Source organism: Burkholderia sp. MSMB1589WGS, assembly GCF_001636105.1.
GTDB classification, from domain to species: Bacteria; Pseudomonadota; Gammaproteobacteria; order Burkholderiales; family Burkholderiaceae; genus Burkholderia; species Burkholderia humptydooensis.
Genome location: NZ_LNJT01000001.1, coordinates 178,712 through 203,912 on the forward strand (window position 1 = coordinate 178,712; position 25,201 = coordinate 203,912).

Sequence of the window (25,201 nt, forward strand, 5' to 3'; positions counted from 1 at the left end):
GCGATCGGTCCGATCGCGCGGGCGGCGGCGCGTCGTCGCCCGCCCGTCATACCGCCCAGCGCAATCCGCTCGCCGCCGCCGCGCGGCCGCGCGGAGCGCCGTCCGGAATCGCGGCGGCCGGCGTTGCATCCGCCGGCTCCGCGCCCGTCAACACGCGTTGCAGCACACGATCCTCGAACGCGGCGAACGCCGCCGACGCCCGCGCGCGCGGCCGCTCGAGCGGCACCCGCTGATCGAATGCGATCCGGCCCGCTTCGATGAGCAGAATCCGGTCGGCGAGCGCGACCGCCTCCTGCACGTCGTGCGTGACGAGCAGCGCGGTGAAGCGATGCTCGCGCCACAGGCGCTCGATCAGCGCATGCATTTCGATGCGCGTGAGCGCATCGAGCGCGCCGAGCGGCTCGTCGAGCAACAGCAGTTGCGGGCGGTGGACGAGCGCCCGCGCGAGCGCGACGCGCTGCCGCTGCCCGCCCGACAATTGCGCGGGCCAGTCGTTCGCGCGCGCGAGCAGCCCGACTTCGTCGAGCACCGCGCGCGCGTCGTCCTTCGCGCGTCGCCCGAGACCGAGCATCACGTTCTGCAGCACGGTCTTCCACGGCAGCAGGCGCGCGTCCTGATACATGATCCGCGTATCGAGCGCGCCGCCGCCTTCGCCGCGCTTGACGAGCGCGCCGGCGCTCGGCGTCTCGAGCTCCGCGACGAGACGCAGCAGCGTCGATTTCCCGCAGCCGCTGCGGCCGACGATCGAGACGAAGCTGCCTCGCTCGATCGCCAAATCGACATCGGCGAGCACGGCCCGCTCGCCGTAGCGCTTGCTCACGCGCGTCAGGCGCACCGATGCGTCGCCGGCGCCGGCGACGCGCCGCGCGTCAGCGTCGTCGCGCGGCGCACGGCCAAATGCGCCGCCCGACGCGAACGGCAGCACGTGCGCGCCGCTGTCGCGTTCGAGCACCGCGGCGTCCTGCGCATCGCCGTCGGCGGTGCGCGCCTGCGCGAGCTCGGCTTCGAGATCCGCTCCCGCGATCGGGCCGTATGTGGCGGCCAGCGTGGTTCCAGTCATGCGTCGGCTCCCGGTTGATACGCGGGGTGCCAGCGCAGCGTCGCGCGCTCGAGCCACTTCGCGAGCACGTCGGCGAGCTTGCCGAGTACCGCGTACAGCAGGATGCCGACCACCACCACGTCCGTTTGCAAGAATTCGCGCGCGTTCATCGTCATGTAGCCGATGCCCGATTGCGCGGAGATCGTTTCGGCGACGATCAGCATCACCCACATCAGCCCGAGCGCGAACCGCACGCCGACGAGAATCGACGGCAGCGCGCCCGGCAGGATCACGTCGCGATAGAGCGCGAAGCCCCTCACGCCGTAGCTCCTCGCCATCTCGACGAGGTCCGCGTCGACCGAGCGTATCCCGTGATACGTGTTGATGTAGACGGGGAAGAACACGCCGAGCGCGACGAGGAAGAGCTTCGCGTTCTCGTCGATGCCGAACCACAGGATCACGAGCGGGATCATCGCGAGCGCGGGGATGTTGCGGATCATCTGGATCGTCGAGTCGAGCGCGACCTCGGCCGTCTTCGAAAGCCCGGTCGCGAGGCCGAGCGCGAGCCCGACGCCGCCGCCGATCGCAAAGCCGACGAGCGCGCGCCACGTGCTGACCTTCACGTTCGCCCACATGTCGCCCGATTCGACGAGCGTCCACGCGGCGCGCGCGACGGCGAACGGCTCGGGCAGCACGCGATTCGACAGCGCCCCCGAGCGCGCGGCGAATTCCCACGCGAGCACGAGCGCAAGCGGCACGAGCCACGGCGCGATCGCGCGCGCGGCCTGGCCGGCGCGGCGAGCCGCGAAACCCGCGCCTGGATGCGTCATCGCCATGTCGGTGCCCTCCTCGCTCAGCTCTGGCTCGCCTTCGGCAGATACTGATTGCCGACGACTTCGCCGAACGGCCCCGACAGCGGCCCCGCGCGCCGCGCGCCGCCGCCGCCCTTGACGAGCGGGAACACGAGCTCGGCGAAGCGGTACGACTCCTCGAGGTGCGGATAACCGGACAGGATGAACGTCTCGATGCCGAGCGCCGCATACTCGCGCATCCGCGCGGCGACTTGTTCGGGATTCCCGACGAGCGCCGTCCCCGCGCCGCCGCGCACGAGCCCGACGCCCGCCCACAGGTTCGGATAGATCTCGAGCTCCTGGCGCGAGCCGCGCTTGCCGCCGTGCAGCGCGGCCATCCGGCGCTGCCCTTCGGAGTCCATCTTCGCGAACGCCTGTTGCGCGCGCGCGATCGTGTCGTCGTCGAGCCGGCTGATGAGGCGGTCGGCGTCGCGCCATGCCTCTTCTTCGGTCTCGCGCACGATCACGTGCAGGCGAATCCCGAACTTGATCTCGCGCCCGCGCTCGGCCGCGCGCGCGCGGATGTCGGCGATCTTCCTCTCGACCGCCGCGGGCGGCTCGCCCCAGGTCAGATAAGTATCGATGTGATCGGCCGCGATTGCATGCGCGGCGTGCGACGAGCCGCCGAACCACAGCGGCGGATGCGGGCGCTGAACGGGCGGGTACAGCAGCTTGCCGCCCTTCGCGCTCAGATGCTCGCCGTCGAAATCGACGCGGCCGTTCTCGTGCGATTCGGCGAGCAGCTTGCGCCAGATGTGCAGGAAGTCGTCGGTGATCGCGTAGCGCGTGTCGTGATCGGCAAAGAGGCCGTCGCCTTCGAGCTCGGCCGAATCGCCGCCCGTCACGACGTTGATCAGCAGACGCCCGTCGGAGAGCCGGTCGAACGTCGACGCCATCCGCGCGGACAGCCCCGGCGACGACAGGCCCGGCCGGATCGCGACGAGGAATTTCAGGCGCTTCGTCGCCGGAATCAGGCTCGACGCGACGACCCACGCATCCTCGCACGAACGGCCCGTCGGCAGCAGCACGCCGTCGTAGCCGAGCGTATCGGCCGCGACGGCGACCTGCCGGAAGTAGTCGTAGTCCGCGGCGCGCGCGCCCTCGGCCGTGCCGAGATAGCGGCTGTCGCCGTGCGTGGGAATGAACCAGAACACATTCATGCGAAGCTCCTGCCTGACTGATCGTGCAAAAAAGGGCGACGGCGACACGACGCGGCACGCGCATCGCTCGCGGATGAGCCGGGAAACACGCGTCGCGGCGGATCGCGCGATGCGCGCGCGCCGTCGCGCGGTGGGCGGCCGGGCCGTCTCTCGGGGAATCAGTCTAGGGAGCGCGGTTTCGTATAGGAACGATTTTTTTGAGCTTAGGTTTTCCGCTTTCGTGCATAGCGTGCTGCTGCAGCGAATATGCGCGCACGGGCCCCTATAATGTCGCACCAGGTCCCTGACAACCCGGCGCGCGCCGCATGGCGCCGCGCCTTCACGTGGCGCTCTCGATGCAGAAAGTGATCCTGCCGTTTCTGTCCGGCTTTCTCGCCGCTCTCTTCTTCCGCGAAGCGACGCTCGCGCTCTTGCACACGGCGGGCCTCATCGACGCGACGGGCTTCTCGACCGCGCCGTTCGCACCGCTCGGCATTCCTGAATTCGTCGCGAACGCGATCATGAGCGCGTGCTGGGCGATCCTGATGGCGTGGCTGTTGCGCGTGTCGCCCGAGCGCGCGGCGCCGTGGGTGCCGTCGCTCGTGTTCGGCGGCATCGTGCTGACCGCCGCGCGCGTGTTCGCGATCGATCCGCTGCGCGGCATCTGGCCCGCCGGCAACATGCTGCCGCCCCTCGTCGTCGGCTTCGTCGCGAATGCGGTCTGGGGCTGGGGCACGCTCGTGTTCATGCGCGCGTTCATGTCGGACGATGACGGCGGCGGCGACGCGTGAGCACCGCCGGCCCGGCGCGCGCGATGCGGCGCTCGGCTGCGCGGCCGGCCGCCCCGCGCGGAGCGGCGATCGCTCGCCATCCGCGCCGACGATCGCGCGATCGTCGGCGTCGATCGGCGCGCACGCCGACGGATCGACGCTCCCGCATCGCGCCAACCGATCATCGTTTTTCTGCGAATAGATCGTTCGAAGCGACCGTCCGGATCGATCCTGCTCGCGCCTGTCGAGCGCCGCTCGAACAACGCGAAGCGATCACGCGATGCCGCACACGCGATGCCGCGCGCGATCCGCAAAATCGTCAGTCGTGCAAATTCCTGAGCGGATGCTCGTCCGCGCGCCACGGGCTCTCGAACATCGCCGCGACCGCCTCCGCCGTCACGTCGGCGATCGCAGGATAGCGCCACTTCGGCGCGTGATCCTTGTCGACGATCACCGCGCGCACGCCTTCGATCACGTCGCCGCGCGCGAACGTCGAGCGCGTCAGATCGAGATCGCGGCGCAGGCAGTCGGCCATCGTCGCGCCGCGCGCGCGCTCGACGACTTCGAGCGACACCGCCATCGACAGCGGCGACAGCGAGCCGCCGCGCATCGCGGCGCGCGCCTTGTCGGCCCACGCGGCGCGCACCGCATCGTCGCGCTCGGCGTCGAGCGACGCCGCAATCGCGGCGACGTCCCCTTGCGCGAAATGCCGGTCGATCGACGCGCGCGCGGCCGCGAGCGCCGACGCATCGGGCGCGGGCGCCGGCGCGTGCCGCGCGGCTTCGGCCGCGATGCGCGCCGTCACCGCCGCGCCGTCGCCGAAGCGCTCGGCGCGCAGCGCGTCGACGAGTGCCGGCAGCGCCGCATCCGGCAGATAGGCGTCGGCGAGCCCCGCGTACAGTGCGCTCGCCGCGTCGAGCGTCGCGCCCGTGACGGCGAGATAGCGGCCGAGCGCGCCCGGCGTGCGCGCGAGAAACCAGCTCATGCCGACGTCCGGAAAGAGCCCGATGCGCGTTTCCGGCATCGCCATCTTCGTCGAATCGGTGACGACGCGCAGCCCGCCCGTGCGCTTCGCCGCCTGCGAGATGCCCATCCCGCCGCCCATCACGACGCCGTGCATCAGCGCGATATACGGCTTCGGGTACGTGAAGATCGCGTGGTTCAGCGAATACTCTTCGATGAAGAACGTGTCGATCGATGCTTGATCGCCGCGCCGGTGCGCGTCATGGAAGAAGCGCACGTCGCCGCCCGCGCAGAACGCGCGCGGATGCGGGCTGTGGATCACGACCGCGAGCACGTCGGCATCGTCGCGCCACGCGTCGAGCGCGCGATGCAGCGCACGGATCATGCCGGTCGACAGCGCGTTGAGCGCCTGCGGGCGGTTCAGCTCGAGAAAGCCGATGCGGTTCGCGACGTGCGCGCGGACGTCGGCCTTGGGCGAATCGGAATGGAATGCGTTCATACATTGAGAAGTGGGCGGGCGCGGCCGTCAATGCGCCTGCATGTTCGAAAACAGGTTGAGCACCGCGACGCCCGAGATGATGAGCGCGAGCCCGACGATCGCGGGCCAGTCCGGCACCTGCCGATAGAGCACGACCGCGACGAGCGTGATGAGCACGATGCCCGCGCCCGACCAGATCGCGTACACGATGCCGACCGGCATGCTCCTGAGCGTCAGCGACAGGCAATAGAACGCGGTGCCGTAGCCCGCGGCGACGACGAGCGTCGGCCCGAGCCGCGTGAAGCCTTCGGCCGCGCGCAGCGCCGACGTGCCGATCACCTCGGCGACGATCGCGATCGCGAGCCATGCGTAAGCGGGCAGTTGCATCGCGTCAGCTCCTCGCGAGCGCGAGCGTCTCGTACGCGTGGCCGAGCTGCGCGCACAGCGCCTCGACGACGAGCTCGTGGTCGCCGCGCTGCGGCAGCCCCGACACCGTGACCGAGCCGATCACGCCCGCGCCCGCGACCGTCAGCGGAAACGCGCCGCCGTGCGACGCATATTCGGCGACAGGCAGCCCGTGCTTGTCGGCGAGCGTCGCGCCCGCCTGCTGCATCCGCAGCCCGACCGCATACGAGCTGCGCCTGAAGTGCGCGGCGACGTTGCCCTTGCGGCGCGCCCAGTCGACGTTGTCGGGTGTCGCGCCGTCGAGCAGCGCGAAGAAGAGCGGCTGACCGAACGTGCGCACGTCGATTGCGACCGCGTGGCCGCGCGCGAGCGCGAGTTCGCGCAGTTGCGAGCCGAGCGCCCATGCGCGCGCGGCGTCGAACTGCGGGAACACGAGGGTCTTTTCCTGTACGGCGATCGACTGCAGATCGAGAGCGATATCCATGAAGCGTATAGGCGAACGAAAGCGGGAATACGGAAGGAAAAGGCGCGCGCCGTCCCGGATGGCATGCGCACTGCGCGGCCCTTGCGGCGCGGCCGGTGAAGCGACCGGTAAAGCGGCCCGATGGAACGGTCCGATAAACGGTCCGATTCTAGCGCAGCACTGCCTGCGAGCTGTTCGGCGAGCCGCTCGGGCGAGTCGGCAAACGGAAATCATCAGGAAGGTGTTGCATTTATCCGGGCAACTCCCTATAATTTTATTTTTCGACGGACGCGGGGTGGAGCAGTCTGGCAGCTCGTCGGGCTCATAACCCGAAGGTCGTAGGTTCAAATCCTACCCCCGCAACCAAGCCAGTTTTTTCGCAGGCAAGCCCCAAGCGCGAGCATGCGAAAACGGATGAATCCGCGTCGAAACCGATCAGAAAGCCCGCCCTCCACGGTGGGCTTTTTGCTTTTCCAACGCCTGCGCGATTGCGTCGCCGATCTGCATCCGCGCGCCATCGCATGCGACCGGCACAAGACGAGCTGCGATACGAGCGAAAAACGATGCGGGAGGCGGCGCGAAAATGCGAGACGAAAAGCGCGAAACAAAAATCGCGATCGCACTCAGCCCCGCGAACCGGCCGCGCCGCCGCGCCCGCCCGCTTGGCGCCGCTCGACTTCGCGCGCACGAGAATGCCCTCGCCCGGTGATACACTCGCATCACCATTTCCCATCCCCTTTCTATGAAATTCTGTTCCGTTTGCGGTCACGAAGTCGTCGCGCGCATCCCGCCGGGAGACAATCGCGAGCGCTTCGTCTGCGACCAGTGCGGCACGATCCACTATCAGAACCCGCGCAACGTCGTGGGCACGATTCCCGTCTGGGGCGATCAGGTGCTGCTGTGCCGGCGCGCGATCGAGCCGCGCTACGGCTACTGGACGCTGCCCGCGGGCTTCATGGAGATGGGCGAGACGACAGCCGAGGCCGCCGCGCGCGAAACGCTCGAGGAAGCGGGCGCGCGCGTCGAGGTGCAGAACCTCTTCACGCTGCTGAACGTGCCGCACGTCCATCAGGTGCATCTCTTCTACCTGGCGCGCCTTGTCGATCCGTCGTTCGAGGCGGGCGAGGAAAGCCTCGAGGTGCGGCTCTTCGACGAGGCGGACATTCCGTGGGACGAGATCGCGTTCCCGACCGTCAGCCAGACGCTGCGGTTCTTCTTCGCCGACCGCGAGGCGGGCGACTACGGCGTCCACACGGGCGACATCTTCCGCTCGCTGCGCAACGGCTAGGCACGCGCATGGTCCCCTGGCTCGGCCCAGACGATCCGTTTCCGAGCGTCGAGCGCGCGCTCGGCGCGGCGAGCGGCGCGCCCGGCCTGCTCGCCGCGAGCGCGGACCTGCTGCCGTCGCGCCTCATCGACGCGTACCGGCGCGGAATCTTCCCGTGGTATTCGGACGGCCAGCCGGTGCTCTGGTGGAGCCCCGATCCGCGAATGATCCTCGTGCCCGCCGAATTCAGGGTTTCGGCGACCTTCAGGAAGACGCTCAAGCGCGTGCTGCGCGAGCCGCGCTGGGAAATCCGCGTGGACTGCGACTTCGCCGGCGTGATGCGCGCCTGCGCGCAGGCGCCGCGGCGCGGGCAGCGCGGCACGTGGATCACCGCGGAGATCATCGACGCGTATTCGTCGCTGCACCGCGCGGGCGACGCGCACAGCATCGAAACCTGGCTCGACGGCCGCCGCGTGGGCGGCCTCTACGGCGTGTCGTTCGGCCGGATGTTCTTCGGCGAATCGATGTACGCGGACGTCAGCGACGCGTCGAAAATCGCGCTCGCCGCGCTCGTCGCGCACCTGCGCGAGCACCGGGTGGAAATGATAGACTGCCAGCAGAATACGTCGCATCTGGCGTCGCTCGGCGGCCGCGAGATCGCGCGCAAGGCGTTCGTCGCGCACGTGCGCCGCGCCGTCGCCGAGCCGCCGATACCCTGGCGGTTCGACAAGACCGTCGTCGCCGGATTGCTCGGCCAGGCCGCTTCGGCGACGGCAGCGGAAGCGTTCGATCGTTAGCGCGGCAAAACATCAATACATCGAGAGCTGCCCATGACTCATCCCACTGAGCTGCCGCTTTCACCGCTTTCGGCGTTGCAATTCTATGCAACGGCCCCCTACCCGTGCAGTTATCTGGACGGGCGCATTGCGCGCTCGCAAGTCGCGACGCCGAGCCATCTGATCAATTCCGACATCTACACCGAGCTCGTGAAGGCGGGCTTTCGCCGCTCCGGCGTGTTCACGTACCGCCCGTACTGCGACGGCTGCCGCGCGTGCGTGCCGGTGCGCGTGCCCGTCGACGCATTCGCGCCGAACCGCGCGCAGCGGCGCGCATGGAAGCGCCACCGCGCGCTCGTCGCGACGGTGTCGCCGCTCCACTACGACGAAGAGCACTACGCGCTCTACATGCGCTATCAATCGGCGCGCCACGCGGGCGGCGGCATGGACCGCGACAGCCGCGATCAATACGAACAATTCCTGCTGCAGAGCCGGATCAACTCGCGGCTCGTCGAATTCCGCGATCTCGATCCGGCCGAGGACGGCGCGAGCGCGCTGCGAATGGTCAGCATGATCGACATCCTCGGCGACGGCCTGTCGTCCGTCTACACGTTCTTCGATCCGGACGAGCCGCACGCGAGCTACGGCACCTACAACATCCTCTGGCAGATCGAGCAGGCGAAGAGCCTGCGCCTGCCATACGTCTATCTCGGCTACTGGATCCGCGAAAGCCCGAAGATGGCTTACAAGGCGAACTTCCATCCGCTCGAAGGGCTCATCGACGGCCGCTGGAAAGTGCTCGACCCGACGCTCGCCGTTCTGCCGCCCGTCGACGCCGCCTTCGCGCGCGCGCCGTTGCCGGGCGGCCATTCGGGCACGCGCTGAAAGCCGCGCGGCCGCATCCGCCGCCGCGCCCAGGGCTTCCGCATGAAGAGGCATGTCAGGCAAGGCCGAGGATGGAGTCACGCATAGCGGTATCCCATGCGGCGAGGTTACGGATGTTCTTCAGGCTCACCTTCTTGGGCTGCCGACTCTGAGCCAGCCGGGCGAGATTGAGTGTGATCTTGCGCAGACTGGCCATGTTGCGGGCGGCCAGGGTGTCGCGGATCAGGCTGGCATCCTCGCCCCACGAGACATCGAGGACCCAGTGCAGTTGGTTTTCGATGCCCCAATGAGCACGGATGACCGGAGCCATCTCAGTTGCTTTCACCGCTTTCGAGCTGATGTAGTAACAGCGCTCGGTCGTCACTTTCTCGCCAATCTGGCGTGTGCGCTCGAGCATCACCAGCCGCTGGAGACCCGCCCAGTGCTGTCCTGTCCCGCTCAGCCACGCCACATCATCGCTGACCCGGCAAACCCGGGTCTCCAGCCGCCCGTGGCCTTTGTCATGTTCGGTGTGCTCCCAGTACGAGCTTTCGAGCTTGCCGTCCTGGGCAGCCGCAAACCACTGGCGCACGCCTTCGGCCAGTCGCGGCTGATTGTCCTTGACCGCCAGAACGTAGTCGGCCCCGGCCTCCACGATCGTGCGTGCGATCTCGTGCTGCGTGCCGATCGCGTCGATCGTTATCGTCGCGCCCTGCAAATCGAGCGCGGCCAGCAATTCCGGGATCGCCGTGATCTCATTGCTCTTATCGGCCGTGCTCACTTGCCCGAGGCTCAAGCCGTTGTTCGAGCACCATGCCGACACCAAATGCAGCGCCGCATGCGTGCCGCTACGGTTGCCGCGCACCGCCTTGCCGTCAATCGCCACATGCTGGCCAGCCAGCGCCGGACACAGTTGCCCGACCCAGTCGATGAAGCAGCGCTCAAACGCTTTCGCACTGAGCGCGCCGAATACCCGCCGGAACGTATCGGGCGACGGCACGCCGTTCTCATACGCCAGATGGCTACGCAGCCAAGCAAGCTGCGTGCGGCCCCACAGTGTCATCGTTTCCCAGTCCTCCACGCCGCATAAAACCGCGCACAGGGCGGCAAACAGGATTTCCTGCAACGGATAACGGCAGGCGCGGCAGCGCGGGTCTCGCAGTTCGGCAAACGCGTCCATGATCGTTGGCATCTCTCGTCCGGCAAAAATCGAGAGTAAACCTGAGACGCCAAATGTTTACAACAACCTTTTCCGCTCTCAGCCTTGATTCATGGGGGCCTTCATGCGGAAGCCCTGCCGCCGCGCCGCCCGACGAAGGCGCGCCGGCGCTTCTCGGCTAAAATGACGGGTTGTCAATTTTTCGGCTGCCGCCGCCCCTTTTCGTGTTCAGCTCCCTCTATCCGCTTGCCCGCGCGTCCCTCTTCAAGATGGATGCGGAAGATGCTCATCATCTGACCCTGCGCATGCTCGGCGCCGCGGGCCGCACCGGTCTCGCGTGCGCACTGTCGCCTCGCGTGCCCGACGCGCCGCGCACCGTGATGGGGCTCACGTTCCGCAATCCGGTCGGGCTCGCGGCCGGCCTCGACAAGGACGGCGCGGCGATCGACGGCTTCGCCGCGCTCGGCTTCGGCTTCATCGAGGTCGGCACGGTCACGCCGCGCGCGCAGCCCGGCAACCCGCGCCCGCGGATGTTCCGGCTGCCCGAGGCCGGCGCGATCATCAACCGGATGGGCTTCAACAACAGCGGCGTCGACCAGTTCGTGAAGAACGTGCAGGCGGCGCGCTACCGCGGGGTGCTCGGCCTGAACATCGGCAAGAACGCCGACACGCCGATCGAGCGCGCGGCCGACGATTATCTGTACTGCCTCGAGCGCGTCTACCCGTTCGCGAGCTACGTGACGATCAACATCTCGTCGCCGAACACGAAGAATCTGCGCCAGCTTCAAGGCGCGGGCGAGCTGGACGCGCTGCTTGCCGCGCTGAAGCACAAGCAGCAGCGCCTCGCCGATCTGCACGGCAAGCTCGTGCCGCTCGCGCTGAAGATCGCGCCCGATCTCGACGACGAGCAGGTGAAGGAAATCGCCGCGACGCTGCTTCGCCACGACATCGAGGGCGTGATCGCAACCAACACCACGCTGTCGCGCGACGCGGTGAAGGGCCTGCCGCACGCCGACGAAGCAGGCGGGCTGTCCGGGCGGCCCGTGTTCGACGCGTCGAACGCGGTGATCCGCAAGCTGCGCGCGGAGCTCGGCGACGCCGTGCCGATCATCGGCGTGGGCGGCATCTTCTCGGGCGATGACGCGCGTGCGAAACTCGCGGCGGGCGCGTCGCTCGTCCAGTTGTACACGGGCTTCATCTATCGCGGTCCGGCGCTCGTCGCCGAATGCGTGAAGGCGATCGCTCTCGGGCAAACGCGGTGATATAGAAATAAACAAACAATATTTAGACATCGATTGTTATTTCGCTATCATCGGGCGATCGATTTCAAGGCCTCGTCGAAGGCCCTCTCCCAGGCAAGGAAACAACACGATGAAAATTGCGTCGCTGAAGAAGCTTCTGGTCGCCGGCCTGATCGGCGCGTCGTTCGTCGCCGCCACCGCGCACGCGGCGGATCTGCTCGACGAAGTCAAGCAACGCGGCACGCTGCGGATCGGCCTCGAAGGCACGTTCCCGCCGTTCAACTCGAAGAACCCGCAAGGCGAGCTCGTCGGCTTCGACGTCGACATCGCGAAGGCGGTCGCCGCGAAGCTCGGCGTGAAGCCCGAATTCGTCACGACCGAATGGAGCGGCATCATCGCGGGCCTGCAGGCGGGCAAGTTCGACGTGATCGTCAATCAGGTCGGCATCACCGACCAGCGCAAGCAGACGCTCGACTTCTCGCCGACGTACACGTTCTCGTCCGCGCAGCTCATCCAGCGCAAGGACGACACGCGCCAGTTCACATCGCTCGAGGACCTGAAGGGCAAGAAGCTCGGCGTCGCGCTCGGCACGAACTACATGGACATGGCGAAATCGGTGCCCGGCGTCGACGTGAAGACGTATCCGGGCGCGCCCGAATACCTGCGCGACCTCGCGGCGGGCCGGCTCGACGCGGCGCTCAACGATCGCCTGATGCTCGCGTACCTGACGAAGAACTCGCAGTTGCCGCTGCGCCCGGGCGCGAACGTCGGCTCGGCGAACCCGTCCGGCATTCCGTTCAAGAAGGGCAATCCGAAGTTCGCGAAGGCGATCGCCGACGCGATGACGCAACTCGAGGCCGACGGCACGTTCACGAAGATCTCCGACAAGTGGTTCGGCATCGACGTGACGAAGCCCGTCAAGTGAGCGTGTAATTCGTAGCCTCGCCGCCTCATCCGGCGGCGAACGAGGGCGGCATTCGCAACGGTGCCGCCCTTTGCATTGCGCGCCCGGTTTATGATTGCGCTTTCATGATTGCGCTTTCGCTCACGCCTCGTCTCCGCTTCACATGCCGATCACTTCCCTCCTCGCCCAATCGCTCCCGGTTCTGCTCCAGGGCGCGCTGCTGACCGTCAAGTTCGCCGTGCTGTCGATGCTGTTCGGGCTCGTCGGCGCCGTCGTGCTCGCGCTGATGGGCATCGGCCGCAACCGGGCGCTGGCCGGCCTCGCGCGCGCGTACGTGAGCGTGATGCGCGGCACGCCGCTCCTCGTGCAGATCTTCGTCGTCTATTACGGACTGCCAAGCCTCGGCGTGTCGCTCGATCCGACGCCCGCCGGCGTGATCGCGCTGTCCGCGAACGTCGCCGCTTACATGTCCGAAAGCATGCGCGGCGCGATCAACGGGATCGACAAGGGGCAGTGGCTCGCCGCGTACAGCCTCGGGCTGTCGTGGCGGCAGACGCTGCACTACGTGATCGGCCCGCAGGCGCTGCGGATCGCCGTGCCGAGCCTGTCGAACAGCCTCATCAGCCTGATCAAGGACACGTCGCTCGTGTCGGTGATCACCGTCACCGAGCTGCTGCGCAGCGCGCAGGAAATCATCGCGTCGACCTATCAGCCGCTGCCGCTCTATCTCGCCGCGGCGGGCGTCTACTGGGTGCTGTGCCAGATCCTCGAATGGGTGCAGCGCTGGTACGAGCAGCGGCTCACGCTGCCGAGCCGGCATTGAGCGGGATCGCGCATTGCTCGGCGCGGCGGGCGCGGCGGGCGGCGGCACACGCCACGCGCTAAGCGCAGCGCCCATCAATCCATCGGATAGCGCACGCCGAGCGCCGCACGCGCAGCGTCCGTCATCGCGATCATCCGCCGCGAATGATCGTGCGTCATCACCGGGCTTTCGAGCTCGCCCGCACGCAGCAGATCGCAGAAGTGCGCGATCTCGTAATTGAGGCCGCCGCCGTCGAACGGCTCGTCGAGCTCGACGATGCGGCCATCCGCGTAGCGGATCGTCGCGCGCGCCGGATTCCACCAGTTCTCGTGAATCGTCACATAGCCGCCCGCCGCCGCGAGCAGCGCGTCGCCGCGCCCCATCACGTCGAGCCCGCAGAACAGTTGCGACACGCCGCGCTCGTGCCGCGCGTTGACGCTCGCGAACACGTCGACGCCCGTCGCGCCGACGCGGCCCAGCGTCTGCACGTCGAGCGGCGCGCCGAGCCAGTCGACCGCAAGAAACATCTCGTAGATGCCGATGTCGAGCAGCGCGCCGCCCGCCTGCTCGAAACGGTAGACAGGATGATCGGCCGGCACCGTCGACGACGCGCAGCCCGCGCGCACGAGCGCGACCTCGCCGATCGGATCGCGTTCGAGATGCGCGCGCAGCCTCCGGTATAGCGGATAGAACGGCGGCTTCATCGCCTCCATGAACAGGCGCTTGCCCGCGTGCGCGGCGGCGAGCACCGCCTCGAGCTCGCGCGCGTTGACGGTCGCGGGCTTTTCGCAGAGCACCGCCTTGCCGGCCGCGAACGCCGCGAGCGCATAATGCGCGTGGCTGTCGTTCAGCGTCGCGATGTAGACGGCATCGATGTCGGACGCGAGGAGCGCGTCGACGCTATCGCACGGCGCGCCGCCATGCGCCGCGCAGAACGCGGCGGCCGCATCGGCGCGACGCGCCCAGACGCGCGACAGCTCGGCGCCGCGCACGTGCGCGAGGCTCTGGGCGAACCGGCGCGCGATGCTGCCCGCGCCGACGATGCCGAAGCGAATCGGCGTCGGTTGATAATCGGTCATCGAATCCATTCCGTGTCGCTGAGAGAGTCCGGCGTCGGGCTCGCGGCCCGGCCGGCCGTCATGATAAACGGCCGGCCAGCGGCGTGCGACACGGCGCAGCGCTCAATTGCGTTCGGGCACGTCGACCGCGAAGTCGCGCATCTCCTCCGCCGTATAGTCGATCAGCTCGAGCGCGGCCGCTTCCGCGTCACGCGCGTCGCGCCGCTCGATCGCGTCGACGACGCGCCCGTGCGACTTGAGCGCGAGCGCGCGAATGTCGTTGCGCTGGCTCATCCGCGGATTCACGACACGCAGCGCGCCGCGGATGATCGCCGCCATTTGCTGGAAGAACTGATTGCCGCTCGCATGCACGATCCGCGTATGCAGCAGCTCATCCGCCTCGTCGTAGGCCGGTGTTCCCGGCTCGGCCAGTTTGAACAGCTCGTATGCCTCCCTTATGCCGGCGATTTCCGCCGCCGTTGCGCGACTCGCCGCCTGCGCGGTCGCACGCGGCTCGATCAGCGTCCGGAATTCGATCACGTCGCGGATGAACTGCCGATCGGGCTTCGCCCGGAAACGCCAGTTCACGACATCTTCGTCGATCATCCTCCAGTGGCTCATCGGCCGCACGCGCGTGCCGACCTTCGGACGCACGTCCAGCATGTCGCGCGCAAGCAACATCGAGAGCGCTTCACGCATCACGGTGCGGCTGACGTCGAACTCTTTCGACAGCACGTCCTGCGGCGGCAGCACGCCGCCATACTTGTCCTCGACAATTCCCGTGACAAGCCCATCCATCACTTTACTGACCAGTGACCGGTCCTTTCCCTGCTCCATGAGACCTCTCCCCGAACATCACCTGTGTTGGCACAATGCCCTCGCAGTCTCGCCGGCCCTCTGTATCGAAATGACACGACTATCAGCCTTTGTTCTTATGAACGATACGTTGCTGAGTTCGTCGCAATTCCGCTATCTGGTAAACACCTGACAGGGTAATCCCTCTTACTATATCCAGAAAAAACAGCCCTAAAAAAATAGGTCCAGCAAGCTTGTTGCAAGCTTGCTGGACCTCGGATCGAACGGTACGCGAAAGCGTCGGCAATCCACTTTTTTTATGATTGGATTTAACCGACTTTATTGCTTTAGCGCATCGAATTCATTCTTGAATGATTTATTTAACGCGTCGCATAACGGAGCGTCTCTACGCCATGCTCGGTGCCGAGCAGGCAGAGATCCGCGCCGCGTTGCGCGAACAGGCCGACCGTCACGACGCCGGGCCAGCCGTTGACCGTCGCTTCCAGCGCGCGCGGATCGTCGATCCGCAGGCCCTTCACGTCGAGGATCTCGTTGCCGTTGTCGGTGACGTACGGCGCGCCGTCCTGCTTCACGCGCAGCACGGGCACGCCGCCCAGCGCGGCGAGCCGGCGGCCGATCGCGGTGCGCGCCATCGGCACGACCTCGACGGGCAGCGGGAACTGGCCGAGCACCGCGACGCGCTTGCTCGCGTCGGCGATGCAGACGAACGTTTCGGCGACCGAAGCGACGATCTTCTCGCGCGTGAGCGCGCCGCCGCCGCCCTTGATCATCGCGCCGCTTTCGTCGATCTCGTCGGCGCCGTCGACATACACCTGCAGCGATTCGATCTCGTTCAGATCAAACACCTTGATGCCGTGCGACTTCAGACGCTCGGTCGTCGCCACCGAACTCGACACCGCGCCGCGATAGCGGTCCTTGACGGCCGCGAGCGCGTCGATGAAGCAGTTGGCGGTCGAGCCCGTGCCGACGCCGATCACCGCGCCTTGCGGCACGTTGTCGGTCACGTATCGGGCAGCGGCCTCGCCGACGAGGCGTTTGAGTTCGTCTTGTGTCATGAGAAGCGTCAAGCAATCGAAGTACGGAAAACGCAAGTTTACCGGAGTCGCTCCGTCCGACGGATATTTTCGTTGCGGCGGCGCCGCCGCCGCTGCCGTTGTTCAGATTGAGAATCGTTCAGCCGCACCGCCGTTCGACTTTCCGAGCGCCCGATGCGCTCACTGCGCGGCCACGCCGCTCGCCGCATCGACCGCCGCCGCGTCGCGCTCGGGCGCCGGCTGCGACGGCATGTACTTGTCGAGCAGCGCTTGCGCGATCGCGTCGGTTTCCGCATCCGGATTGCCCGCGTAATCCGTCGGCCGGAAATGCATCTGGAACGCGGCGAACACGCGCTGCGTGCGGTCGTCGAGCACGCCGTCCGTCGCGATGTCATAGCCGTAGCGCGCGAGCTTCAACTGCAGTTCGCGCACGTCGACGAGCGACTTCGGCGGACGGCCGGCGAGGCGCGCGGCCACCGTCTCGTCGTCCGGCCACGCGCCGACGCCCGCCTTCGCGAGCGCGCGCCACGGGAACAGCGGGCCTGGATCGATCTTGCGCTGCGGCGCAATGTCGCTGTGACCGACGACGCGCGTCGGCGGAATCTGGTAGCGGGTGACGATATCCTTCGCAAGCCGAACGATCGCGTCGACCTGCGCGGGCGGATACGGCGCCCACATGCGGCCGTGCGGCGTATCGATCGGGCCGCGGTTCACGTTCTCGATGCCGATCGACACACCGTTCAGCTCGGTCGTGCCCTGCCACGCGCTCACGCCCGCGTGCCACGCGCGCTCGCTTTCCGGCACGAGCTGATAGACGACGGGCGCGCCCCGCTCGGTGCGTGGCGCGTCGGGCACGACGTAATGGGCGCTGACGTTTTCCTGCGTCAGCACGCGCAGCGACTGCGCCTCGCCGATCTCGGTGTAGTGCATGACGAGGAAGCGGATGCGCGAATCGACACTGCGCGCGGGAAGGCTCGTGTCGGCGTAGTAGTCGCCGTGATTGACGAGCGTGGGCGTCGTACAGGCAGTGGCGAGCACGCTGAGGCTCGCGAGAAGCGTATGACGCAGAGGAAATTTCATGATGACGGCGGCTCGGTGAATCGACGGTCGCCGGGACGGGCGTCCCGGCACGAGCGCTTCATTCTAGACGCTTCGTCGACCCCATTCCTGCGCGTTTCGTGTCTCCTTTGCGAAAGCGGCGCGCGCTCACTGCTTCGCGCGCCGCTGGCGCACCGCTTCGTACAGGCACACGCCGCTCGCGACCGACACGTTCAGGCTCTCGACGCTCCCCGCCATCGGAATGAACATCACTTCGTCGCACGTGTCGCGCGTCAGGCGCCGCATGCCCTCGCCTTCCGCGCCCATCACGAGCGCGACGGGGCCGTCGAGCTTCGTGTCGTACAGGCTCGCCGTCGCGTCGTCCGACGTGCCGATCACCCACACGCCCGCGTCCTTCAGCTCGCGCAGCGCCCGCGCGAGATTCGTCACCGTGATGTACGGCACCGTATCGGCCGCGCCGCTCGCGACCTTCGCCGCGGTCGCATTCAGGCCGGCCGCGCGGTCGCGCGGCGCGATGATCGCGTGCGCGCCCGCCGCGTCGGCCACGCGCAGGCATGCGCCGAGGTTGTGCGGATCGGTCACGCCGTCGAGCACGAGCAACAGCGCGGGCCCTTCGATCCCGTCGAGCAGCTCGGCAAGGTTCTGCGCGAGCGGCAGATCCTCGACGCGCGCGACGACACCCTGATGGCGCTCGGTATGCGCGAGCCCCCAGAGCCGCGTCTCGTCGGCGGCGATGAGGCGCACGCCCGCTTCCTTCGCCGCATGCAGGAAATCCTGCATCCGGCGATCGCGGCGCGTCGAATCGTAGAACACCTCCGCGACCGTCGACGCATCGTGCCGCATGCGCGCGGTCACAGCATGAAAACCGTAGAGAACCTTCAGACGTGACATGGCTGGAACAACCTTCGATCAAAACGCGCGGTGCGCGCACCGCGCGCACCGCATGGAAAACGGAAAGCGCCGCGCGCCCTTGCGGGTGCACGGCGTTCGATCGGCGTCGCCGCATGCCGGCGACGCGCTCGATCAGTACTTCTTGCGCGAATGCGCCTTCTTCGCGGCCGGCTTCGATGCGGCGCCCTTCTTGCGGGCGGCCCGCGCTTCCTTCACCGCCGCGCTCGGCGCGCTCGCGGCCTTCTTGCGCCGCGCAGGCCCTTCGGCGGGCGACAGCGCACGCACGCGCGGCCCGCCCGATTCGGCCGCGGCCGCCGACGCCGCCGGACGCGGCGCCTTCACGGGCGTCTCGCGCACGAGGCGGAAATCGATCTTGCGCGCGTCGAGATCGACGCGGCTCACCTGCACGCGCACGCGATCGGACAGCCGGTAGCGGATGCCCGTGCGCTCGCCGCGCAACTCGTTCTTGACTTCGTCATACTGGAAGTAGTCGGCGCCGAGCTCTGTCACGTGCACGAGGCCTTCGATGAAGAGCGCATCGAGCTGCACGAAGATGCCGAACGACGTGACGCCGTTCACCATCCCGCCGTATTCCTCGCCGAGCTTGTCGCGCATGAAATAGCACTTGAGCCACGCCTCGACGTCGCGCGACGCTTCATCCGCGCGCCGCTCGTTCGCCGAGCAGTGAAGCCCGAGCTCCTCCCAGATCGCCGCGTTCGACCGCGCGCGCCCGCGCGCCTCGTCTTCCTCGCGCTGCATCGCGCGCGCGCGCGGCGACAGCGCGGTGTTCAGCTCGACGCCTTCCGGCGACTTCGGCGTGTACTTCCTGCCGGACAGGATCGCGTAGATCGCGCGATGCGTGAGCAGATCGGGATAGCGGCGGATCGGGCTCGTGAAGTGCGCATACGCGTCGTACGCGAGGCCGAAGTGACCGATGTTTTCCGGGCTGTAGACCGCCTGCTGCATCGAGCGCAGCAGCATCGGCTGCAGCATCTGCGCGTCGGGCCGGTCGCGGATGTGCGCCATCAGCGCCGCGTAGTCGCTCGCATGCGGCGTGTCGCCGCCGCCCAGCGTGAGCCCCATGTCGCGCAGGAACGCGCGCAGGTTCTCGAGCTTCTCGGGCGTCGGGCCCGCGTGCACGCGGTAGAGGCCCGGGTGCTTGTTGCGCTTGAGGAAATCGGCCGCGCACACATTCGCGGCAAGCATGCATTCCTCGATCAGCCGATGCGCGTCGTTGCGCTGGCGCGGCAGGATCTGCTCGATCTTGCCTTGCGTATTGCAGACGATGTACGTCTCGGTTGTATCGAAATCGATCGCGCCGCGCTTCTGCCGCGCGGCGAAAAGCGCCTTGTAGACGCCGTACAGGTTCTGCAGGTGCGGCATCAGCTCGGCGCGGCGCGCGGCCTCCGGCCCCTTCGTGTTCGCGAGCACCGCGGCCACTTCGGTATACGTGAGCCGCGCGGCCGAATGGATCACGGCCGGATAGAACTGGTATGCCTTGATGTCGCCGCGCGCGTTGATGATCATGTCGCACGCGAGCACGCAGCGGTCGACCTGCGGATTCAGCGAGCAGAGCCCGTTCGACAGCTTCTCCGGCAGCATCGGAATCACGCGGCGCGGGAAATAGACCGACGTGCTGCGCTCGACCGCGTCGACGTCGAGCGGGCTGCCGGGCTGCACGTAGTGCGACACGTCCGCGATCGCGACGATGAGCCGGAAGCCCTCGCCGCGGCCGACCGCGACGGGCTCGCAATACACGGCGTCGTCGAAGTCGCGCGCGTCCTCGCCGTCGATCGTGACGAGCGGCACGTCGCGCAGGTCGACGCGATAGCGCAGATCCGCGGGCCGCACCTTGTCCGGCAGCGCCGTGGCCTCGCCGAGCGCCGCCGCGCCGAATTCGTGCGGCACGCCGTACTTGCGCACCGCGATCTCGATCTCCATGCCGGGATCGTCGATGTCGCCGAGCACCTCGGCGACGCGGCCGAGCGGCTGCGAATGACGGCTCGGGAAATCGGTGAGCTCGACGACGACGACCTGCCCGACCTTCGCCTTCTTCACGTTCTGCGTGACGAGGATGTCGTGGCTGATCCGCTTGTCCTCGGGCGCGACGATGAGCGCGCCGTTCTCGTTCAGCAGACGCCCGATCACGCGCTTGTTCGCGCGCTCGGTCACCTCGACGACGTGCCCTTCCGGCCGCCCGCGCCGGTCATAGCCGACGATCCGCGCGAGCACGCGATCATTGTGCATGACCTTCTGCATTTCGGCGTTCGGCAGGAACAGGTCGTCCTGGCCATCGTCGCGGATCACGAAGCCGTAGCCGTCGCGATGGCCTTGCACGCGGCCCGCGACGAAGTTGGACGGATGCGTCAACTGATAATGGCCGCGCTTGTCGAGACGGATCTGGCCGTCGCGCTCCATCGCGGCGACGCGACGGAAAAATCCTTCGCGCTCCTGACGCTTGATCGACAGCGCTTCAGCGATATCGTTCGCGGCAAGCGGCGTGTCGCTCGTGCGCAGCACGCCGAGAATCTCTTCGCGGCTCGGGATGGGATACGGATACTTGCTCAAGGGCTTGTCGATGATTTTTCTCGTTGCGTTTGGCTTGCGCGACCGCGGCAAGCGGAGCCGAACGGGCGCGCCGCTCATGCCGCCCCATTCTAACACCCGCCGCTGCGGCGAACGGACCGCGCGCCGCGTATTGCGCCGCATGCGCCGCGATACGCGCGGCCGATCAGGGCTTCCGCATGAAGGCCCCCATGAATCAAGGCTGAGAGCGGAAAAGGTTGTTGTAAACATTTGGCGTCTCAGGTTTACTCTCGATTTTTGCCGGACGAGAGATGCCAACGATCATGGACGCGTTTGCCGAACTGCGAGACCCGCGCTGCCGCGCCTGCCGTTATCCGTTGCAGGAAATCCTGTTTGCCGCCCTGTGCGCGGTTTTATGCGGCGTGGAGGACTGGGAAACGATGACACTGTGGGGCCGCACGCAGCTTGCTTGGCTGCGTAGCCATCTGGCGTATGAGAACGGCGTGCCGTCGCCCGATACGTTCCGGCGGGTATTCGGCGCGCTCAGTGCGAAAGCGTTTGAGCGCTGCTTCATCGACTGGGTCGGGCAACTGTGTCCGGCGCTGGCTGGCCAGCATGTGGCGATTGACGGCAAGGCGGTGCGCGGCAACCGTAGCGGCACGCATGCGGCGCTGCATTTGGTGTCGGCATGGTGCTCGAACAACGGCTTGAGCCTCGGGCAAGTGAGCACGGCCGATAAGAGCAATGAGATCACGGCGATCCCGGAATTGCTGGCCGCGCTCGATTTGCAGGGCGCGACGATAACGATCGACGCGATCGGCACGCAGCACGAGATCGCACGCACGATCGTGGAGGCCGGGGCCGACTACGTTCTGGCGGTCAAGGACAATCAGCCGCGACTGGCCGAAGGCGTGCGCCAGTGGTTTGCGGCTGCCCAGGACGGCAAGCTCGAAAGCTCGTACTGGGAGCACACCGAACATGACAAAGGCCACGGGCGGCTGGAGACCCGGGTTTGCCGGGTCAGCGATGATGTGGCGTGGCTGAGCGGGACAGGACAGCACTGGGCGGGTCTCCAGCGGCTGGTGATGCTCGAGCGCACACGCCAGATTGGCGAGAAAGTGACGACCGAGCGCTGTTACTACATCAGCTCGAAAGCGGTGAAAGCAACTGAGATGGCTCCGGTCATCCGTGCTCATTGGGGCATCGAAAACCAACTGCACTGGGTCCTCGATGTCTCGTGGGGCGAGGATGCCAGCCTGATCCGCGACACCCTGGCCGCCCGCAACATGGCCAGTCTGCGCAAGATCACACTCAATCTCGCCCGGCTGGCTCAGAGTCGGCAGCCCAAGAAGGTGAGCCTGAAGAACATCCGTAACCTCGCCGCATGGGATACCGCTATGCGTGACTCCATCCTCGGCCTTGCCTGACATGCCTCTTCATGCGGAAGCCCTGGGCGGCCGATGAGGAAGTGTTGACAGGATCGTTCGGCCGTCTATAATAGCAGTCTTTGCAGCACACACCTGCCCAGGTGGCGAAATTGGTAGACGCACTAGGTTCAGGTCCTAGCGGTGGCAACACTGTGGAGGTTCGAGTCCTCTCTTGGGCACCAGCTTCAAAAGCCAGCGCAAGCTGGCTTTTTTCTTTTATGTGTGAGGCGACATGCGTCCCGTAAACACCGTCTTCAAGAAATTTTGGTCTCTCCCCAAATTTCTGTTGACAGATTTCATAAGACGTCTAGAATAACGACCTTGCTCGATGCAGCAGTGCCCAGGTGGCGGAATTGGTAGACGCACTAGGTTCAGGTCCTAGCGGTGGCAACACCGTGGAGGTTCGAGTCCTCTCCTGGGCACCACAAGGCTGTTTAACGCAGTACAGAGAAGTCCAGAAGACCCCGTAAATCATTGAATTTGCGGGGTTTTTTATTGCCGTCCAAACCGGAACACGGCAAGCCACGTGCAGACGAGTACGTTTTTGAGTACATCGACATCGAAAGTTCGAGATGACGCCGGGAATGCACGCCCTGTCGTGCTTCGCCAGATAGTAGGCAACGCATGCGTTCTTTGCATGCGCGACAGCGGGTGCGCTACGCTCGATCCGGCCTCGTATCGAGGCTTGAAATTTAAGCGCTTAAAGTCTTGAAGACGACAACTCCTCACCCGACGGGGTCCATCACATGGAGGATGACGATGAACAGACGATCGATGTTGCGCTGGAGCGTTACAACCGCGGCGCTCGCGTGCCTCGACCTGGCCGGCCCGCTGCCGGCCTTCGCGCAACGCACTGCGCGCGGTGCGGCAGCGAGCCCGTTCGCGATAGGCGCCGACGTCTCGACGCTGCCGGAACTCGAAGCCCACGGCGCGAGTTTCTTCGACCGCGGCGGCGCCTCGCGCGACTGCCTGAAGATCCTGCGCGCGCACGGCGTCGACGCGATCCGCATCAAGGTCTGGAACGATCCCGGCAACCCGGACTTCTTCCCCGCGAACCAGAGCGCCGCGGCCGGCTACAACGATGCGGCGCACGCCATCGCGCTCGCACGACGCGCGGCCGCGCTCGGGATGCGCATCCTGATCGACTTCCACTACAGCGACTGGTGGGCCGATCCGGGCAAGCAATACCCGCCGCATGCGTGGGCCGGCAAGAACCTCGCGGACACCTGCGCGCTGCTGTCCGCATACACGGCCGACGTGCTGCGCCGGCTTGCACGCGCCGGCGTGCGGCCCGAGTGGGTGCAGATCGGCAACGAGATCACGGGCGGCATGCTGCGGCCGCTCGGCCGGTACGATCAGTGGGACAACCTCGCGCAATTGCTGAAGACGGGCCACGACGCGGTGAAGGCCGTCGATCCGCGCATCAAGGTGATGCTGCACATCGACAGCGGCGGCGACAACGGGAAAAGCCGCTGGTGGTTCGACAGCGCGGCGCAGCGCGGCGTCGCGTTCGACGTGATCGGCCTGTCGTACTACCCGCAATGGCAAGGCTCGCTCGACGACCTGCGCAACAACGCGAACGATCTCGCGGTGCGCTACGACAAGGAGCTGATCGTCGTGGAGACCGCGTATCCGTGGACCACGAGCGATGGCGATTCGGAGCCGAACTCGATGACGAATACCGGATCGACGACCTTCCAGCCGTCGCCGGCCGGTCAGGCGCAGTTCCTCGCAGCCGTGGTCGACATCGTCAAGGGCGTGCCGGGTAATCGCGGCTCGGGCGTGTTCTGGTGGGAGCCGGAATGGATTCCGACGCCGGGCGTCGGGTGGAAGCTCGGCGCCGGCGATCAATGGGACAACAACACGCTGTTCGACTTCCACGGCCATGCGCTGTCGTCGCTCGACGCATTCCGGCGACGCTGACCTGCCGCCGCACTGGCGCGCGCTGCGCGTCAGTGCGGTGCGTCGAAGCGGCTGCGCGGCCGTTCCGACGCATCTGTCGTACTTGTCTCACGTGTCGCGCCGGCCCGCGGATCGCGCGCATCGTAACCGAGCAGCGCGAGCGCCACGAGTGCGAGCGCGCCGCAACCCGCGAACGTCGCGCGATAGCCGAACAGGTCGACGAATGCGCCCGACAGCACACCCGCGACGATCGAGCCGACACGCGCCGTACTGAAGAACATCGCGGTCGCTGTGCCGGAACGTGTCGGCATCAGGTCGCATACGCGCGTCATGCCGAGGCACGACGTGATCGCGACCACGCACGCGCTCAGCAGTTGCAGCGGCAGGATCGCCTCGACGCGCGTCACCGCCGCGAGCCCCGCGAAATACGCCGCATGCACGGCCGCGCAACCCGTCAGCCAGCGCGCCTTGTCCAGCCGCGTGGAGCGGACGCCGAGCCACAGCATCATCGGGATCTCGAGCAGCGCAGCGAGGCCGAGCGCAGCCGACACGTTCGTCGGCGTGCCGCCCAGCCCGCGCACGATATATAGCGGCAGCACGATCATCGTCGCGTTCGCCGCGAGGCCGATCAGCATGAGCGCGGCGAGCGTGCGCAGCACGACCGCACGCGGCGCGACCGCGCCCGGTGCCGCATCGACCGACTGCGCCGGATCGCCGCCGGCTGCGCTCGTCATGGCGGACCTGCCCGCTTCGGCCGCCGCCGGGCGGCGCGTGGGCTCCGGAATGCGCGCGACGATCACCGCGCACGCGACAAACCCGGCGGAGGCCGCGAGAAAGAGCCCGGTGAAGCCCGTCTGCGCGAGTATCAGCGCGCCGAGCGCCGGGCCGAACACCCAGGCGGCCGACAACATCGTACGCAGCGCGGCCAAGGCCAGCTCGCGCTGCGCGTCGCTGTCGGCCGGCAGCACCGCACGCGCGAACGAGAAGATCTGCGACAGCGACACGGCGCCCGCGCCGAGCAGGATCGTGCCGGCTGCGATCACGGGCATGGGCGCGCGCAGCACGCACAGCAGCGCGAACCCGAGCGCGGCGGCCGCGAGCGACACGACGAGCAGCGGCCGGTGGCGATCGCGGCGATCGGACCAGCGGCCGGCCCACGTACTCGCGACGACTCCGCTCGCCGCGATCAGCGTCATGAACACGCCCGCGAGGAACGGCGACATTGCGGCCGCCTCGACGCCGAACAGCGACAGGTACGGCGCGGTAAACGACATCGCGACGCCCAGCATCAGCGCCGCGGCGGACAGCGGAACAAAATGCGCAATCCCGGCCAGCCCCGCGAAACGCGATCGCAGCGCCCGCATCGC

The 25,201-nt window shown here is 67.2% G+C and carries 23 protein-coding genes and 3 tRNA genes; 12 read left to right on the top strand and 14 right to left on the bottom strand.

Annotated features, from left to right (window positions below; translation table 11 throughout):
• Positions 1–46 precede the first annotated feature (46 nt).
• The 3 genes from WT16_RS00845 to ssuD are packed head-to-tail and all read right to left on the bottom strand — an operon-like array spanning position 47 to position 3,050.
• Positions 47–1,060 carry an ATP-binding cassette domain-containing protein gene (locus WT16_RS00845; RefSeq protein ID WP_059934227.1) on the bottom strand — a complete coding sequence of 338 codons (1,014 nt, stop codon included), beginning with the start codon at positions 1,058–1,060 and terminating at the stop codon, positions 47–49.
• A complete protein-coding gene (ssuC, locus tag WT16_RS00850; protein WP_006026604.1) occupies positions 1,057–1,875 on the bottom strand; it encodes an aliphatic sulfonate ABC transporter permease SsuC in 819 nt (272 codons plus the stop codon). The genes WT16_RS00845 and ssuC overlap by 4 nt, the downstream gene beginning before the upstream one ends.
• Before the next feature lie 17 nt (positions 1,876–1,892).
• A complete protein-coding gene (gene ssuD, locus WT16_RS00855) occupies positions 1,893–3,050 on the bottom strand; it encodes an FMNH2-dependent alkanesulfonate monooxygenase (protein ID WP_009912551.1) in 1,158 nt (385 codons plus the stop codon).
• Positions 3,051–3,355: 305 nt separating this feature from the next.
• Here ssuD and WT16_RS00860 point away from each other — a divergent pair, with 305 nt between their 5' ends.
• On the top strand, positions 3,356–3,820 hold the full coding sequence (locus WT16_RS00860; RefSeq protein ID WP_006026602.1) for a hypothetical protein: 465 nt from the start codon (positions 3,356–3,358) through the stop codon (positions 3,818–3,820).
• A gap of 298 nt (positions 3,821–4,118) precedes the next feature.
• Here WT16_RS00860 and WT16_RS00870 read toward each other — a convergent pair whose 3' ends face one another.
• Genes WT16_RS00870 through WT16_RS00880 form a run of 3 tightly spaced genes read right to left on the bottom strand, consistent with a single transcriptional unit; the run spans position 4,119 to position 6,129 of the window.
• Complete coding sequence (locus WT16_RS00870) at positions 4,119–5,261, bottom strand: enoyl-CoA hydratase/isomerase family protein (RefSeq protein ID WP_063532519.1); 1,143 nt, start codon at positions 5,259–5,261, stop codon at positions 4,119–4,121.
• A 27-nt stretch (positions 5,262–5,288) separates the two neighbouring features.
• A complete protein-coding gene (locus WT16_RS00875; RefSeq protein ID WP_006026600.1) occupies positions 5,289–5,627 on the bottom strand; it encodes a multidrug efflux SMR transporter in 339 nt (112 codons plus the stop codon).
• Between the two features lie 4 nt (positions 5,628–5,631).
• Positions 5,632–6,129 (bottom strand): heme-degrading domain-containing protein, encoded by a 498-nt coding sequence (locus WT16_RS00880; RefSeq protein WP_006026599.1) that lies wholly within the window; start codon positions 6,127–6,129, stop codon positions 5,632–5,634.
• 268 nt (positions 6,130–6,397) lie between these two features.
• Here WT16_RS00880 and WT16_RS00885 point away from each other — a divergent pair.
• The 4 genes from WT16_RS00885 (at position 6,398) to WT16_RS00900 (ending at position 9,036) form a co-directional block, all read left to right on the top strand.
• Positions 6,398–6,474, top strand: a tRNA-Met gene (locus WT16_RS00885).
• Positions 6,475–6,850: 376 nt separating this feature from the next.
• A complete protein-coding gene (locus WT16_RS00890) occupies positions 6,851–7,396 on the top strand; it encodes an NUDIX hydrolase (RefSeq protein ID WP_006026598.1) in 546 nt (181 codons plus the stop codon).
• Between the two features lie 8 nt (positions 7,397–7,404).
• Complete coding sequence (gene aat, locus WT16_RS00895; RefSeq protein WP_015601105.1) at positions 7,405–8,172, top strand: leucyl/phenylalanyl-tRNA--protein transferase; 768 nt, start codon at positions 7,405–7,407, stop codon at positions 8,170–8,172.
• A gap of 33 nt (positions 8,173–8,205) precedes the next feature.
• Positions 8,206–9,036 carry an arginyltransferase gene (locus WT16_RS00900; protein ID WP_015600343.1) on the top strand — a complete coding sequence of 277 codons (831 nt, stop codon included), beginning with the start codon at positions 8,206–8,208 and terminating at the stop codon, positions 9,034–9,036.
• Between the two features lie 55 nt (positions 9,037–9,091).
• Here the strand turns inward: WT16_RS00900 and WT16_RS00905 are convergent, their stop codons facing one another.
• On the bottom strand, positions 9,092–10,207 hold the full coding sequence (locus tag WT16_RS00905; RefSeq protein WP_015601316.1) for an ISAs1 family transposase: 1,116 nt from the start codon (positions 10,205–10,207) through the stop codon (positions 9,092–9,094).
• Positions 10,208–10,398: 191 nt separating this feature from the next.
• On the opposite strand from WT16_RS00905, the gene WT16_RS00910 reads away from it, so the two are divergent.
• From WT16_RS00910 to WT16_RS00920, 3 genes are all read left to right on the top strand, one after another.
• Positions 10,399–11,436: a quinone-dependent dihydroorotate dehydrogenase gene (locus tag WT16_RS00910; RefSeq protein WP_009912565.1), complete on the top strand. Its 1,038-nt coding sequence runs from the start codon at positions 10,399–10,401 to the stop codon at positions 11,434–11,436.
• 109 nt (positions 11,437–11,545) lie between these two features.
• Positions 11,546–12,340: a cystine ABC transporter substrate-binding protein gene (locus tag WT16_RS00915; RefSeq protein ID WP_063532520.1), complete on the top strand. Its 795-nt coding sequence runs from the start codon at positions 11,546–11,548 to the stop codon at positions 12,338–12,340.
• Between the two features lie 142 nt (positions 12,341–12,482).
• Positions 12,483–13,142, top strand: a complete 660-nt coding sequence (locus WT16_RS00920; protein WP_015600753.1) for an amino acid ABC transporter permease — start codon at positions 12,483–12,485, stop codon at positions 13,140–13,142.
• Positions 13,143–13,216: 74 nt separating this feature from the next.
• On the opposite strand, the gene WT16_RS00925 is transcribed toward WT16_RS00920, so the two are convergent.
• The 6 genes from WT16_RS00925 to rnr all read right to left on the bottom strand — a co-directional run bounded on the left by WT16_RS00925 (position 13,217) and on the right by rnr (position 20,547).
• A complete protein-coding gene (locus WT16_RS00925; RefSeq protein WP_063532558.1) occupies positions 13,217–14,200 on the bottom strand; it encodes a Gfo/Idh/MocA family oxidoreductase in 984 nt (327 codons plus the stop codon).
• A 102-nt stretch (positions 14,201–14,302) separates the two neighbouring features.
• A complete protein-coding gene (locus WT16_RS00930) occupies positions 14,303–15,016 on the bottom strand; it encodes an FCD domain-containing protein (protein ID WP_009912568.1) in 714 nt (237 codons plus the stop codon).
• Between the two features lie 338 nt (positions 15,017–15,354).
• Complete coding sequence (gene rpiA, locus WT16_RS00935; protein ID WP_006026590.1) at positions 15,355–16,050, bottom strand: ribose-5-phosphate isomerase RpiA; 696 nt, start codon at positions 16,048–16,050, stop codon at positions 15,355–15,357.
• Between the two features lie 159 nt (positions 16,051–16,209).
• The gene (locus WT16_RS00940) at positions 16,210–17,109 is read right to left on the bottom strand and encodes an N-acetylmuramoyl-L-alanine amidase (protein ID WP_063532521.1); all 900 of its coding nucleotides are present in this window, start codon (positions 17,107–17,109) and stop codon (positions 16,210–16,212) included.
• Positions 17,110–17,235: 126 nt separating this feature from the next.
• Positions 17,236–17,979, bottom strand: a complete 744-nt coding sequence (gene rlmB, locus WT16_RS00945; RefSeq protein WP_006026588.1) for a 23S rRNA (guanosine(2251)-2'-O)-methyltransferase RlmB — start codon at positions 17,977–17,979, stop codon at positions 17,236–17,238.
• Between the two features lie 132 nt (positions 17,980–18,111).
• The gene (gene rnr / locus WT16_RS00950) at positions 18,112–20,547 is read right to left on the bottom strand and encodes a ribonuclease R (RefSeq protein ID WP_006026587.1); all 2,436 of its coding nucleotides are present in this window, start codon (positions 20,545–20,547) and stop codon (positions 18,112–18,114) included.
• Positions 20,548–20,816: 269 nt separating this feature from the next.
• Here rnr and WT16_RS00955 point away from each other — a divergent pair, with 269 nt between their 5' ends.
• The 4 genes from WT16_RS00955 (at position 20,817) to WT16_RS00970 (ending at position 23,855) form a co-directional block, all read left to right on the top strand.
• Entirely contained in the window at positions 20,817–21,932 is a 1,116-nt protein-coding gene (locus WT16_RS00955) for an ISAs1 family transposase (RefSeq protein ID WP_015601316.1), read from the top strand.
• Between the two features lie 95 nt (positions 21,933–22,027).
• Positions 22,028–22,114 (top strand) — tRNA-Leu (locus WT16_RS00960).
• Between the two features lie 156 nt (positions 22,115–22,270).
• A tRNA-Leu gene (locus tag WT16_RS00965) sits at positions 22,271–22,357 on the top strand.
• 334 nt (positions 22,358–22,691) lie between these two features.
• The gene (locus tag WT16_RS00970) at positions 22,692–23,855 is read left to right on the top strand and encodes a glycosyl hydrolase 53 family protein (RefSeq protein ID WP_063532559.1); all 1,164 of its coding nucleotides are present in this window, start codon (positions 22,692–22,694) and stop codon (positions 23,853–23,855) included.
• A 29-nt stretch (positions 23,856–23,884) separates the two neighbouring features.
• Here WT16_RS00970 and WT16_RS00975 read toward each other — a convergent pair whose 3' ends face one another.
• Positions 23,885–25,198 carry a sugar efflux transporter gene (locus tag WT16_RS00975; RefSeq protein WP_063532560.1) on the bottom strand — a complete coding sequence of 438 codons (1,314 nt, stop codon included), beginning with the start codon at positions 25,196–25,198 and terminating at the stop codon, positions 23,885–23,887.
• Positions 25,199–25,201 lie beyond the last annotated feature (3 nt).

Bases quoted from the DNA above. Each gene is read 5' to 3' on its own strand.
- ssuD (WP_009912551.1), bottom strand. From the start codon at position 3,050: ATGAATGTGTTCTGGTTCATTCCCACGCACGGCGACAGCCGCTATCTC.
- WT16_RS00940 (WP_063532521.1), bottom strand. From the start codon at position 17,109: ATGAAATTTCCTCTGCGTCATACGCTTCTCGCGAGCCTCAGCGTGCTC.
- WT16_RS00930 (WP_009912568.1), bottom strand. From the start codon at position 15,016: ATGGAGCAGGGAAAGGACCGGTCACTGGTCAGTAAAGTGATGGATGGG.
- WT16_RS00880 (WP_006026599.1), bottom strand. From the start codon at position 6,129: ATGGATATCGCTCTCGATCTGCAGTCGATCGCCGTACAGGAAAAGACC.
- WT16_RS00900 (WP_015600343.1), top strand. From the start codon at position 8,206: ATGACTCATCCCACTGAGCTGCCGCTTTCACCGCTTTCGGCGTTGCAA.
- WT16_RS00925 (WP_063532558.1), bottom strand. From the start codon at position 14,200: ATGACCGATTATCAACCGACGCCGATTCGCTTCGGCATCGTCGGCGCG.
- WT16_RS00890 (WP_006026598.1), top strand. From the start codon at position 6,851: ATGAAATTCTGTTCCGTTTGCGGTCACGAAGTCGTCGCGCGCATCCCG.
- WT16_RS00915 (WP_063532520.1), top strand. From the start codon at position 11,546: ATGAAAATTGCGTCGCTGAAGAAGCTTCTGGTCGCCGGCCTGATCGGC.
- WT16_RS00970 (WP_063532559.1), top strand. From the start codon at position 22,692: ATGAACAGACGATCGATGTTGCGCTGGAGCGTTACAACCGCGGCGCTC.
- WT16_RS00955 (WP_015601316.1), top strand. From the start codon at position 20,817: ATGCCAACGATCATGGACGCGTTTGCCGAACTGCGAGACCCGCGCTGC.
- WT16_RS00870 (WP_063532519.1), bottom strand. From the start codon at position 5,261: ATGAACGCATTCCATTCCGATTCGCCCAAGGCCGACGTCCGCGCGCAC.
- WT16_RS00975 (WP_063532560.1), bottom strand. From the start codon at position 25,198: ATGCGGGCGCTGCGATCGCGTTTCGCGGGGCTGGCCGGGATTGCGCAT.
- WT16_RS00845 (WP_059934227.1), bottom strand. From the start codon at position 1,060: ATGACTGGAACCACGCTGGCCGCCACATACGGCCCGATCGCGGGAGCG.
- ssuC (WP_006026604.1), bottom strand. From the start codon at position 1,875: ATGGCGATGACGCATCCAGGCGCGGGTTTCGCGGCTCGCCGCGCCGGC.
- WT16_RS00905 (WP_015601316.1), bottom strand. From the start codon at position 10,207: ATGCCAACGATCATGGACGCGTTTGCCGAACTGCGAGACCCGCGCTGC.
- aat (WP_015601105.1), top strand. From the start codon at position 7,405: ATGGTCCCCTGGCTCGGCCCAGACGATCCGTTTCCGAGCGTCGAGCGC.
- rpiA (WP_006026590.1), bottom strand. From the start codon at position 16,050: ATGACACAAGACGAACTCAAACGCCTCGTCGGCGAGGCCGCTGCCCGA.
- WT16_RS00920 (WP_015600753.1), top strand. From the start codon at position 12,483: ATGCCGATCACTTCCCTCCTCGCCCAATCGCTCCCGGTTCTGCTCCAG.
- rlmB (WP_006026588.1), bottom strand. From the start codon at position 17,979: ATGTCACGTCTGAAGGTTCTCTACGGTTTTCATGCTGTGACCGCGCGC.
- WT16_RS00860 (WP_006026602.1), top strand. From the start codon at position 3,356: ATGGCGCCGCGCCTTCACGTGGCGCTCTCGATGCAGAAAGTGATCCTG.
- WT16_RS00875 (WP_006026600.1), bottom strand. From the start codon at position 5,627: ATGCAACTGCCCGCTTACGCATGGCTCGCGATCGCGATCGTCGCCGAG.